General features: G+C 63.2%; 9 protein-coding genes. 2 read left to right on the forward strand and 7 right to left on the reverse strand.

Annotation, left to right across the window (positions count from 1 at the left end; all coding sequences use genetic code 11):
• Nucleotides 1–63 precede the first annotated feature (63 nt).
• The 4 genes from AOC05_RS12485 to AOC05_RS12500 form a co-directional block, all read right to left on the reverse strand.
• Nucleotides 64–555, reverse strand: a complete 492-nt coding sequence (locus AOC05_RS12485; protein WP_062007501.1) for a PTS sugar transporter subunit IIA — start codon at nt 553–555, stop codon at nt 64–66.
• A gap of 42 nt (nt 556–597) precedes the next feature.
• Nucleotides 598–2337, reverse strand: a complete 1740-nt coding sequence (locus tag AOC05_RS12490; RefSeq protein WP_062007502.1) for a glycerol-3-phosphate dehydrogenase/oxidase — start codon at nt 2335–2337, stop codon at nt 598–600.
• Between the two features lie 122 nt (nt 2338–2459).
• A complete protein-coding gene (locus AOC05_RS12495) occupies nt 2460–3584 on the reverse strand; it encodes a GuaB3 family IMP dehydrogenase-related protein (protein WP_062007503.1) in 1125 nt (374 codons plus the stop codon).
• Between the two features lie 50 nt (nt 3585–3634).
• Nucleotides 3635–4693, reverse strand: a complete 1059-nt coding sequence (locus AOC05_RS12500) for a DUF4872 domain-containing protein (RefSeq protein WP_062007504.1) — start codon at nt 4691–4693, stop codon at nt 3635–3637.
• Nucleotides 4694–4856: 163 nt separating this feature from the next.
• On the opposite strand from AOC05_RS12500, the gene AOC05_RS12505 reads away from it, so the two are divergent.
• Nucleotides 4857–5474: a hypothetical protein gene (locus tag AOC05_RS12505; RefSeq protein ID WP_062007505.1), complete on the forward strand. Its 618-nt coding sequence runs from the start codon at nt 4857–4859 to the stop codon at nt 5472–5474.
• A 110-nt stretch (nt 5475–5584) separates the two neighbouring features.
• Here AOC05_RS12505 and guaB read toward each other — a convergent pair whose 3' ends face one another.
• Entirely contained in the window at nt 5585–7099 is a 1515-nt protein-coding gene (gene guaB / locus AOC05_RS12510; protein WP_062007506.1) for an IMP dehydrogenase, read from the reverse strand.
• Between the two features lie 198 nt (nt 7100–7297).
• Between guaB and AOC05_RS12515 the strand changes: the two genes are divergently transcribed.
• Nucleotides 7298–9220 (forward strand): heavy metal translocating P-type ATPase, encoded by a 1923-nt coding sequence (locus AOC05_RS12515; RefSeq protein ID WP_082358186.1) that lies wholly within the window; start codon nt 7298–7300, stop codon nt 9218–9220.
• Nucleotides 9221–9629: 409 nt separating this feature from the next.
• Here the strand turns inward: AOC05_RS12515 and groL are convergent, their stop codons facing one another.
• Nucleotides 9630–11237, reverse strand: coding sequence for a chaperonin GroEL (gene groL, locus AOC05_RS12520; protein WP_062007507.1), 1608 nt, complete (start codon nt 11235–11237; stop codon nt 9630–9632).
• A gap of 118 nt (nt 11238–11355) precedes the next feature.
• On the reverse strand, nt 11356–11652 hold the full coding sequence (gene groES, locus AOC05_RS12525) for a co-chaperone GroES (protein ID WP_038464523.1): 297 nt from the start codon (nt 11650–11652) through the stop codon (nt 11356–11358).
• Nucleotides 11653–11889: the final 237 nt, after the last annotated feature.

The following is an 11889-nucleotide window of genomic DNA, read 5'->3' on the forward strand; positions in this document are numbered from 1 at the left end:
CGTTGGGGCCACGCGCCCGAGGGACCCGACGCGAGCGAAGCGAGCGTTGGGAGGGCGTGGGGACTAATGGTCGAAGAACACCAGTGAAGAGTTGATGAGTTCGGAGATAACCTCCGTGTCATGCGCCCGGCGCAGCGATTCCCGGAAGTTTTCCTTGAACAGTGAGCGCGCAATGGTGGCGAGAACTTCCAGATGTTCGGAAAACGAGGTGGCCGGTGTGGCGATGAGCAAGATCACTGTGGCGGGACCGTCGACGGCACCGAAATCCAAGCTGTGCCCGAACCGGGTGATGCCTACCGCGATTGAGGTTTGGTTGACGTAGTCGCTTCGTGCGTGCGGCAGGCCAATGCCGCCTGGCAGTCCAGTGGCTAGCTGATGTTCACGGGCGTTGACGTGACGTAGGAACCCGGTAAGGTCGCTGATGCGGCCCTGTTCAAAGAGTTTCGTGGCCAATTGGGCCGTGGCGTCCTCCTTGGAGCTGGCCTCCATCTCCAAAATCACCAAACCGGGGTTGGTCAGTTCGGTTTCATACCGCTGGAGCGAACCGGATGTCATTTATGTACCTTTCAGGTCCCTGTTTGAGATGAGGTGGGCGTTCTACATGAGCGGAACAATGCCCGGAGCCCCGAGCCGGGCAGCATCCGCCGATTCGTCGTCGGGCTGCTGCTGACTGAGCCGCTCGGCCTCGACCCGGGCCAAGTAGTTGGCCACTTCATTTTCCCGTTGGGTTTCACTCCACCCCAAAATATCCCCCATTAGTCTAGCCACTACGGGGGCCGCCGCGACCCCGCGGTCCCACGCCTCGATAGAAATACGGGTGCGGCGGGTCAGTACGTCAGCCAGATGCAGCGCGCCCTCATGGGTGGCGGCATACACCACCTCAGCCCCTAGGTAATCGTCGGCACCCGGAAGTGGCTGCGCCAGCTCGGGCGAGGCCACCATCAGGTCCAGAACGTCCTGTGCCATGGCCCCGTAGCGGTTGAGCAGGTGCTCCACCCGCTCAACATGGATGCCGGACTCATCGGCCATCTTGGTCCGCCGGTTCCAGCTGGCCTTGAACCCGGAGGCGCCGAGCAACGGAATGGTATCCGTGCAACTGTCTGGCACCTTTTCATCCAAGCTGCGGGTGGCCTCATCCACGGCGTCCTTCGCCATGACCCTGTACGTGGTGAGCTTTCCTCCGGCGACCACCACCAGACCGGGGACGGGATGGGCCACGACGTGTTCTCTGGAAAGCTTGGCGGTTGAGTCATTCTCGCCCGCCAGCAGGGGACGGAGGCCGGCATAGACTCCTTCGACGTCTTCGCGGGTGAGGGGGCGCTTGAGTACTTTGTTGACATGTCCAAGCAGATAGTCGATGTCCTTGCTGGAGGCTGCGGGGTGGGCCTTGTCCAGTTTCCAGTCTGTGTCCGTCGTACCAATGATCCAGTGCCTACCCCACGGGATGACGAACAAGACCGACTTTTCGGTCTTCAAAATCAGGCCCACCGTTGACTGGAACCTGTCCCGCGGCACCACCAGGTGGATGCCTTTTGAGGCCCTGACCTTGAGCTGGCCGCGGTCGGTGACCATCGCCTGGGTTTCGTCCGTCCAGACACCCGTGGCGTTGATGACCTGCTTGGCCCTGATCTCAAATTCGGTGCCGTCCTCCAAATTGCGGACCTTGGCTCCGACCACGCGCTGGCCCTCCCGAAGGAAGTCGATCACCTCCGTTTGGTTGGCCACGTGGGCGCCAAAGCTGGCAGCCGTGCGGATCACGTTGGTGACCAACCGCGCGTCGTCCACTTGCGCGTCATAGTAGCGGATGGAGCCGATCATGGCGTCGTCCTTCAGGCTGGGGGCAGCCCGCAGTGTGCCCCGGCGTGTGAGGTGCTTATGCATGGGGACGCCGCGACTGTTGCCACTGGTCACGCCCAGCGTGTCGTACAGCAGGATCCCAGCCCCCACGTAGGGGCGCTCCACGAATCGTCTGGTCAGGGGGTACAAAAACGGTACCGGACGCACCAAGTGCGGCGCGATGCGCTGGATCAGCAGCCCGCGTTCTTGCAGAGCCTCCTGCACCAGTGCGAAGTCAAGCATCTCCAGGTAGCGCAGCCCGCCGTGAATCAGTTTTGACGAGCGCGACGACGTCCCCGCAGCCCAGTCGTTGGCCTCCACAAGCCCCACGTTCAGGCCGCGGGTGACGGCGTCCAGTGCCGCGCCGGCACCGACCACCCCGCCGCCAACGATCAAAATATCCAGTTCCTTGCCGGGCGCCACTGTGGATTTCAAGGCCTTGAGCGAGGCTTCACGGGCCGCTGGGTCCAAGTTGCCGTTGGGGTGGGTTGAATGATTCATTTCGATTCCTCCTGGAGGCGCCATCAACTGATAACAAAACCCTACGCGGTTGGTCGGCAGAAAGGCAGGGGGCATAAAAATGCCCCGGTCCGCCATGGACCGGGGCATCCTTTCACCATCAACTACGGGGAAACAAGCACTTCCACGCGCTGGAATTCCTTCAGGTCCGAATATCCGGTGGTGGCCATGGAACGGCGTAGCGCACCGATCAGGTTGGAGGTGCCATCGGCCTGGTGGGCCGGGCCGTGCAGCACCTCGGCCAGGGTTCCCACGGTGCCCATGTTCACTCGGTGGCCGCGCGGCAGTTCCTGGTGGTGCGCCTCGGCACCCCAGTGCCAGCCCTGGCCGGGCGCCTCGGCCGCTCGGGACAGCGCAGCACCGAGCATGACGGCGTCGGCACCCATGGCGATCGCCTTGACGATGTCGCCACTGGAACCCATGCCGCCGTCGGCAATCACGTGCACGTACCGGCCACCAGATTCATCCATGTAGTCGCGGCGAGCGGCGGCAACATCGGAAATGGCGCTGGCCATGGGCGAGCGGATGCCCAAGGCACGTCGTGTGGTGGTCGAGGCACCCCCACCGAAACCCACCAGGACACCGGCGGCACCGGTGCGCATCAGATGCAGCGCTGGGGTATAGCCGGCCGCGCCGCCAACGATCACGGGCACATCGAGTTCGTAAATGAACTGTTTCAAATTCAGCGACTCGGTGTTCTTGGACACGTGCTCTGCCGAAACAGTGGTTCCACGGATCACAAAGATGTCGACCCCTGCGGCCACAACGGTCTTGTAGAACTCCTGGGTGCGTCCTGGGGTCAACGAGCCAGCGACGCTCACGCCTGCGGCACGGATCTCGGCCAGGCGTTGGGTGATCAGTTCGGGCTGGATGGGGGGGCTGTACAGCTGCTGCAGGCGCAAGGTGGTCTCCGGGTTGACCACGGAGCCCTCAAGTGCGGCGATCTCATCGAGCACAGACTGCGGATCCTCATACCGGGTCCACAAACCTTCAAGGTCCAGCACGCCCAGGCCGCCCAGCTTGCCCAAGGCAATGGCGGTTTCCGGAGACATGACCGAGTCCATGGGTGCGCCGATAACGGGCATCTCAAACTGATAGGCGTCGATCTGCCATTTTACTGACACATCTTTGGGGTCACGGGTCCGTCGGGAGGGAACGATCGCGATGTCATCCAAAGAATAAGCACGACGTCCACGCTTGCCACGGCCAATCTCAATCTCATAAGTCACCCCCCTACCCTATCCCAGCCACGGGCTGCGGCCTTAAAGCCCCTGCATGCTCAGAACTTGTGCAACGTCCGCGCCGCCTCGGTCTCAAGATCGGCAATAACTTCCACGGCGTTGGCCATACCCGTGAAATCGGGTTCCCCCGGCGCGCCCACCAACGCTGTCAGATCATCCCAATGGGCGCCAAGTTGGCGGTACTGCATGGCTGCGTCGGTCAGAATTGAGTCTTCGATGCCGGACCCGCTAAACGTGCCAGCCTCCCGCAGAAACTCGGCATAGATCGGACGCAGGGCGCCCGGCCCGGAGTACCGCCGGCCGGCGAGCAGCCCGCATAACATGCTTAGTCCGGCTGCGGCACGGTTCGGGTCACCAAAGATCTTTGCCCAGCCGCGTTTGGAGGAGGTATCAGAGAGCCAGTGAGCCCACGATTTCATCCCCGCAATGCCAAAGTTCTTGGCGTAGTCCGCCGGAATTCCTGCCGGAGCCCCCTGCGCCAGAAGCGCACCGGCGGTCTGGGCGATGGCCTGCGCAAACACCTCACGGGTGAGCATGTTCCCTGAGCCGGGCCCCACATGGGCCTGCCAATGTTTGTCCGCCTTCCGGCTCCCACGCGCCGCAGCCAGCGCAACGGCACCGATCCGCTCAAGGCGGCCCCCGCCGTCGTCCACCAGGTACCCCGCACCATCCCGGGCCACCACGGCAATATCCAATGAGTCCATGTCTGCCAGCGCGTCATCCGCCGCCCACGGCAACTTCCCGTGCACAACACGCACGACGGCGGGCACCCCCGTTTCCAGGGCAGCGTCCAGCCGTGCCTGAGCCAACTCCGCGCTGCCTGTTTGCGCAATGGAAACCGCTGCACCACTGCGGGCGAGCAGGTTCTCCACATACGGGCCCGGGTGAAAACGCGTGACTACAGAGGCGGTGGTGATGTCCTTGTACTCGAAGGTGAAGATCATGAAACCGATCCCGCCACCCAAACCAGCCAGCATCGCCTCCGTGAAAGGCTCCCGGGTGAAAGGGTTCAAAGTTCCGGACGCGGCCAGGACACGAGCCCACAGGCCAGCGTCCCAATGGGAGATGGTGGTGGTTGGGTCATAGGCGGCAGGCATGGCTTGATTGTATCCGGCAGGTCACCTTCGCCCATGGCCGCTACCGCTTGCGACCTCCCCCACCTCGCTTCCTCGGCCGGGGCCCTCTCGGCCGCTACCGCTTGCGGCCTCCCCCACCTCGCTTCGCTCGGCCGGGGCCCTCTCGGCCGCTACGCTTAGTCCCATGACTGACACGGAACTTCGCATGACCGACCACGAACTGCTCGCCTTACTGTCGATGACGCCGACCGAATCGGCGGCAACGACGCTGGGACTGTTCCGGCTCGATCAGCACGCTCAGAACCAGCTATTGCAAAATGCCGGCCTGACAACGCTCATGGTGCGGGGTTTGGCCCAGGCACAAGGGGAACTGATTGTTCCGATTGAAAATTGTGCAGTGGTTGGCACCGTACTCTCGCAAGCCCAGGAGTGGTTGGAGATCTCCCTCACCACACCCTCCACCGAGCATGTGCTGTTCACGGCCGGTTCAAATGTGGGTGCCGTGTTGTTGAGCCTGAGCCCCTTCGGCGTCCACGAGATCCAGCCCATTGAATCGGGGCCCGCCATGCTGGCCCTGGGCGTGCATCTGTGCCGCGAATACTTGGTGGGCGCTGCGGAAGGTTTGCCTGCCACAGCCGTCATCAAGCGCCTGCGCACTGGTGCCGAACCCGTGGTAGCCCAGCTGACCGCCGTCGAATCCGGGAACTGGACGCTGCGCACCGGCTCGGAAACAGATTTCACGGAGCATTCGGTGTCCCCCGCCGACGCGCTGGACCGCCTCGAGGCCGCCCTGGAGGCCTAAACCGCGTCATCGGGGACTGCGCCCAACGATCCGGGGGCCGTTGTGGTGATTCGATGACGGCCGGCCTCCATCGAATCACCACAACGGCCCCCGGCCTTGGATGGGAAGCTTTACTTGTTCAGGTAGTTGGGCGCCTCAACCGTCATGGTGATGTCATGCGGGTGGGATTCCTTCAAGCCGGCCGGGGTGATGCGCACGAACTTGCCGCGGGCCTTCAGCTCGGCGATGTTGGGCGAGCCCACGTAGAACATGGTCTGGCGCAGGCCACCCACCAGCTGGTAAGCCACCGAGGACAGAGGGCCGCGGTAGGCCACCCGCCCTTCGATGCCCTCGGGGATCAGCTTCTCATCCCCGGTGACGTCGGCCTGGAAGTAGCGGTCCTTGGAATACGAGGTGTTCTTGCCGCGGGACTGCATGGCCCCCAGCGAGCCCATGCCGCGGTAGGCCTTGAACTGCTTGCCGTTGACAAATACCGTCTCGCCCGGGGATTCCTCGGTGCCTGCAAGTAGGGATCCGAGCATGACCGTGTCGGCTCCGGCAACCAGGGCCTTACCGATGTCACCGGAGTACTGCAGTCCGCCGTCGGCGATCAGTGGCACACCTGCCGGGATGGCGGCCTTCGCGGACTCGTAGATGGCCGTTACCTGAGGGACACCGACGCCGGCTACGACGCGCGTAGTGCAGATGGAGCCCGGACCGACGCCTACCTTGATGCCGTCGGCACCGGCGTCAATGAGGGCCTGTGCGCCTTCGCGGGTGGCCGCCTGGCCTCCGATGACGTCAACATGCGCCGCAGCTTTTTCGCTCTTCAGGCGCGCAATCATTTCCAGCACGCCCTGACTGTGGCCGTTGGCCGTGTCAACGAACAACGCGTCCACGCCCGCCTCAACAAGGGTCATGGCCCGCTCATAACCGTCGCCGAAGAAGCCAATTGCGGCACCGACGCGCAGCCGGCCGGCGTCGTCCTTGGTAGCCAGCGGGTACTGTTCGGCCTTCGAGAAGTCCTTGACGGTGATGAGGCCGCGGAGCACACCGGCGTCGTCGACGAGCGGCAGTTTTTCAATCTTGTTCTTGCCCAACAGCCGGGAGGCCTCTTCGCGGCTAATGCCCACCTTGCCGGTGATCAGCGGCATGTGGGTCATGACGTCCCGGACAATGCGCTGGGAATATTCGCTTTCCGGAATGAACACGGTGTCGCGGTTGGTCACAATGCCCATGAGGCGCCCGTCGCTGTCAACAACGGGCAGTCCTGAGACGCGGAAGCGTGAACACAGCACGTCCAGGTCCGCGAGCGTTGCATCCGGGCCAACCGTGACCGGGTCGGTGATCATGCCGGACTCGCTGCGCTTGACCAGATCGATTTCCTCGGCCTGGCGTTCGATCGACAAGTTGCGGTGGACAACACCCAAACCGCCCTGGCGGGCCATGGCGATCGCCATACGCGATTCCGTCACGGTGTCCATGGCGGCTGAGAGCAACGGCGTCTGCACGGTGATGCGCTTGGACACTCGCGAGCTGGTGTCAGCCTCGGAGGGGATCACGTTGGTGTGGCCGGGAAGGAGCAGCACGTCGTCATACGTCAGCCCAACGAAGGCGAATGGATCATGGATTTCTGGCTGGGACACGAAGGCTCCTTGGCGGGGGTAGAACCATTTTGGGGTGTGCATCCGATGGCCTGTTCCGTGATTACGAAGCGGACCTGTGCGTTGCTTACAGTCTAAAACGAAAGACGCCGTTGCCCTATTCCCGAGTGCTCGGTCACATCCGGGCACGCACCGGGCGCTTAGTTGGCAGAAATGTCAGGACCGGTAACACTAGTGAGCATGAACAAATCTGCGGACCAGTCCTTGCCGGCATTGCACCCCCAAGGTCCCGGAAATGCGGGTGCTGTGCATCCCACACCCGCTGCGAAGGCACTTGGGTTTGTCCGCCGCTACCCCATCGTGGCGTTGACCCTCCTCGCCATGGTTGTCACCGGCATACTGGCCCTGACAGGACTGGGCATAGCAGCCCAGTCGCTGGCCAGCCTCTACGCCCTCGGAATCGCTATCCACCAAGGCGTTGGCATGGTCAAGGACATCTTGCGCGGACGTTGGGGGATCGACATCCTTGCCGTGACCGCCATTGTCAGCACAGTGGCCGTCGGGGAGTACATCGCATCCTTGATCATTGTCCTGATGCTCTCCGGAGGGGAGGCGCTGGAGGATTTTGCCGCAGGCCGGGCACAACGTGAACTGCGTTCCCTGCTGGAAAGGGCGCCCCGTTCGGCACACCGGGAGGGGCCGGACGGCGTCAGCCAGGAAATCCCGGTCGCCGAGGTGGTGGTCGGCGAAGTCCTGGTCATCAAGCCGGCCGAGGTGGTCCCGGTGGACGGGACGCTACTCTCGGAGTCCGGCTCCTTCGACGAGTCGGCTCTGACTGGGGAAAGCCTGCCCGTGGACCGCTTTGCCGGTGATCCCGTCATCAGTGGAACCGTCAACGGCTCCGCAGCCCTACGGATCCAGGTCACGGCGAAAGAATCGGATTCGCAGTACAGCCGCATCATTGCTCTGGTCCAGGAGGCTGCCGAGAGCAAGGCCCCTATGGTCAGGCTGGCGGACAAGTACGCCGTACCGTTCACCGTGGTGGCGCTGGCGCTGGCCGGCCTCGCATGGTTCCTCAGCGGCGACCCGGCCCGCTTCGCCGAGGTGCTGGTGGTGGCCACGCCGTGCCCGCTGCTGATCGCGGCACCTGTGGCCTTCCTGGGCGGCATGAGCCGGGCTGCAAAGGCTGGCATCATCATCAAGAACGGTGGCACGCTGGAGATGCTGGCCGGGGTCAAAACGGCTGCCTTTGACAAGACCGGGACCCTGACCGGCGGCCACCCAACGCTGGAGGAAGTTCGCCCGGCCGGAGGTTTCACGGCCAGCCAGGTCTTGGCCTTGGCCGCCTCGGCCGAGCAGTACTCCTCCCATGTTCTGGCAGCGGCCGTCATCGAGTCAGCCCGCGGCCGGGGGCTTGACATCCATGCCTGCGACAACGCCGTCGAGCATGCCACCAACGGCGTAACAGCCACCTGTGGCGGGCGCGTGGTTGTTGTCGGTAAGCCTGCTTTTGTGGCCCAACACGTAAAGGGCATGACGGGCGCGGAGCTGACGGCCGGGCAGTTGGCCGTCTATGTGGCGATCGACGGCAGCTTTGCCGGAACGCTCATCATGAGGGACCCGATCCGGGCAAATTCGGCGGCCACCATCAAGAAACTGCACTCCCTGGGTGTCCGCCATGCCATCATGGTCACCGGTGACGCGCAATCCACGGCCGATCATGTGGCCCGCGAGGCAGAGATTGACGAGGTCCGGGCGGCCCTGTTGCCCGAGGACAAGGTGCGGATCATCAACGGCCTCCCCCACCGACCGGTGCTGATGGTGGGCGACGGGATCAATGATGCACCGGTCCTTGCCGTGGCCGACGTCGGCATCGCCATGGGCGCGAAGGGCTCCACCGCGGCGAGTGAGTCCGCGGATGTGGTGATCCTCCTCGACGACCTGGCCAAGGTTGCGCAATCGGTGGAGATCGGCCAGCGCACCATGAAGATCGCCATCGAGAGCATCTGGATCGGTATTGCCCTGAGCGTGGGGTTGATGGTGTTGGCGGCCCTGGGATACATTCCCGCGGTGGCCGGTGCGCTGGCCCAGGAACTGGTGGATTTGGCCACGATCCTGAACGCGCTGCGGGCATTGCTGCCGGGGCGCCGGAAGCGCGGCTGACCCGGGGCCGGCCGGGCTGAGTGGGCCTGGGACTTTTATTGTGCGCCGTGCTCGCCTGTGTGGTCTACGCACGTTGTTCACAGGCGCAACGCCACGCCGGGAACCCTACGCATAAGTTTTCGATCCGTCGCGTATGCGCAACCGCCACCCTACGCACTGCGCATATGGGCAAGTGGGGGCGCGTTTCCGTCGGCAGGGTCCCCCTCCGGAGCGCTGACCGGGCGAACCGGCACCGGCACAACGCAAAAATGACACCGATCCCGCTTTCTGACACCGGGATATCGGTGTCCGAAAGCGGGATCGGTGTCATTTCCAAAACTGGGCCAACGAGCCATTCGGGTTGCTGGGCCCACACTCGCCAGGTTCCCGATAAATCGCGTTAGCGATTTATCGGACCGGCGAGTGGGGATTAGTGCTGGTGTGCTGCGTCGTCGTCCTCTGCAGGCTTGTCCGTCACGAGCACCTCGGTGGTCAACACCAGGGCCGCGATGGAGGCTGCGTTGCGCAGGGCCGAACGGGTGACCTTGACGGGGTCGATGACGCCGTCGGAGATCAGGTTGCCGTAGATGCCGGTGGCGGCGTTGAAGCCGAAGCCGTCTTCAAGTTCGCCAACCTTGTGCACCACAACGTAGCCGTCGTGGCCGGCGTTCTGGGCGATCCAGCGCAGGGGCTGAGCAACGGCCTTGCGGACCAGTTCGATCGCAGTTGCGGCGTCGCCGGTTAGGGCGGCGACCGTTGCATCCTCGTCGAGAGCCTTCGCAGCCTGGACCAGCGCGGAACCGCCACCGGCCACAATGCCTTCTTCCAGGGCCGCACGCGTTGCGGACACGGCGTCCTCAATGCGGTGCTTCTTTTCCTTCAGCTCGACCTCGGTGGCTGCGCCAACCTTGATCACGCCGATGCCGCCTGCCAGCTTGGCCAGACGTTCCTGCAGCTTTTCCTTGTCCCAATCGGAGTCGGTGCGCTTGAGCTCAGCATGCAGCTGGGCCACACGGTCGGCTACGTCTTCCGAGGTACCGGCACCGTCAACGATGGTGGTGGTGTCCTTGGTGACTGTGATGCGGCGAGCCGTACCCAGTACTTCAAGGCCAACCTGGTCCAGGGACAGGCCGATCTCCGGGGAGACAACCTGGGCACCGGTCAGGATCGCAATATCCTGCAGCATGGCCTTGCGGCGGTCGCCGAAGCCAGGAGCCTTGACGGCCACAACGTTCAAGGTGCCGCGCAGGCGGTTGACGATCAGCGTGGACAGGGCCTCGCCGTCGACGTCCTCGGCGATGATGAACAGCGGCTTCGCTGCCGCCAGGGCCTTCTCCAGCAGCGGCAGGAAGTCCTGCAGTGAGGAGATCTTGCCCTGGTGGATGAGGATGAGTGCATCCTCCATGACAGCTTCCTGGCGTTCTGCGTCGGTGACGAAGTACGGGGACAGGTAGCCCTTGTCGAACTGCATGCCCTCGGTGAGGACCAGTTCGGTGGTCGTCGTGGAGGATTCCTCGATGGTGATCACACCATCTTTGCCGACCTTCTCGAATGCCTCGGCGAGCAGGTCGCCGATTTCCTGGCTCTGCGCGGAGATGGCGGCAACCTCTGCCACCTGTCCACCCTCGACCGGGCGGGCGTTCTCCAGCAGGCGCTTGGCAATGGCTTCAACGGAAACCTGGATGCCGCGCTTGAGCTCGCCGGGAGCCGCACCTGCAGCAACGTTGCGCAGGCCTTCCTTGACCAGTGCTTGTGCCAAAACGGTGGCCGTGGTGGTGCCGTCGCCGGCAACATCGTTGGTCTTCGTGGCAACTTCCTTGGCCAGCTGTGCACCAAGGTTCTCGTACGGGTCTTCCAGTTCCACCTCGCGGGCGATCGTGACGCCGTCGTTGGTGATCGTGGGGGCGCCCCACTTCTTATCCAGCACTACGTTACGACCGCGCGGGCCGAGCGTCACCTTAACGGTGTCGGCGAGCTTGTCGATACCGGCCTCGAGGGCCTTCCGTGCGCTGTCATTAAATACAAGCTGCTTTGCCATGCGTTTTTATCCTTTCACGCAAAGACCCCGCACCCTTATCCATGATCTCGACGCGATCTCGACAGGCTCGATCACCGACGATCAGCGAATTGCCGGGCGCGGGGCTTTACAAAAGTGGTTACTTTACGACGATGGCCAGCACGTCGCGGGCCGAGAGGACCAGCAGCTCTTCGCCACCGGTCTTCACTTCGGTGCCACCGTACTTGGAGTAGATGACGACGTCGCCCACGGCAACATCGATCGGGACGCGGTTGCCGTTATCGTCAACGCGGCCGGGGCCTACTGCCACAACTTCGCCCTCCTGGGGCTTTTCCTTGGCAGTATCCGGGATAACCAACCCGGATGCGGTGGTCAGCTCTGCTTCGAGCTGGCGAACAACAATACGATCCTCAAGAGGCTTAATAGAGACCGACACTCGGACCTCTCCTTCACATGAGTAAATTCTATGGATGACAGGCAAACTTTGCGGCCATGCTTAGTGGATCCCAACCGTCGTCGCGGTGCCGGTGAGGATCCCATGGCCAAAAGTTCAGCAAGTTAGCACCCTCATGGCGAGAGTGCTAACTCAGACTCTATTGAATCCATTAGCACTCGGTCAAGGCGAGTGCTAAGTTTTTTGCCAAAAGTGCGACGGCGGCGGGCTTGGTTTCGC

Source organism: Arthrobacter alpinus, assembly GCF_001294625.1.
GTDB classification, from domain to species: domain Bacteria; phylum Actinomycetota; class Actinomycetes; order Actinomycetales; family Micrococcaceae; genus Specibacter; species Specibacter alpinus_A.

Bases quoted from the DNA above. Each gene is read 5' to 3' on its own strand.
- AOC05_RS12515 (WP_082358186.1), top strand. From the start codon at position 7,298: ATGAACAAATCTGCGGACCAGTCCTTGCCGGCATTGCACCCCCAAGGT.
- groL (WP_062007507.1), bottom strand. From the start codon at position 11,237: ATGGCAAAGCAGCTTGTATTTAATGACAGCGCACGGAAGGCCCTCGAG.
- AOC05_RS12505 (WP_062007505.1), top strand. From the start codon at position 4,857: ATGACTGACACGGAACTTCGCATGACCGACCACGAACTGCTCGCCTTA.
- AOC05_RS12500 (WP_062007504.1), bottom strand. From the start codon at position 4,693: ATGCCTGCCGCCTATGACCCAACCACCACCATCTCCCATTGGGACGCT.
- AOC05_RS12485 (WP_062007501.1), bottom strand. From the start codon at position 555: ATGACATCCGGTTCGCTCCAGCGGTATGAAACCGAACTGACCAACCCC.
- AOC05_RS12490 (WP_062007502.1), bottom strand. From the start codon at position 2,337: ATGAATCATTCAACCCACCCCAACGGCAACTTGGACCCAGCGGCCCGT.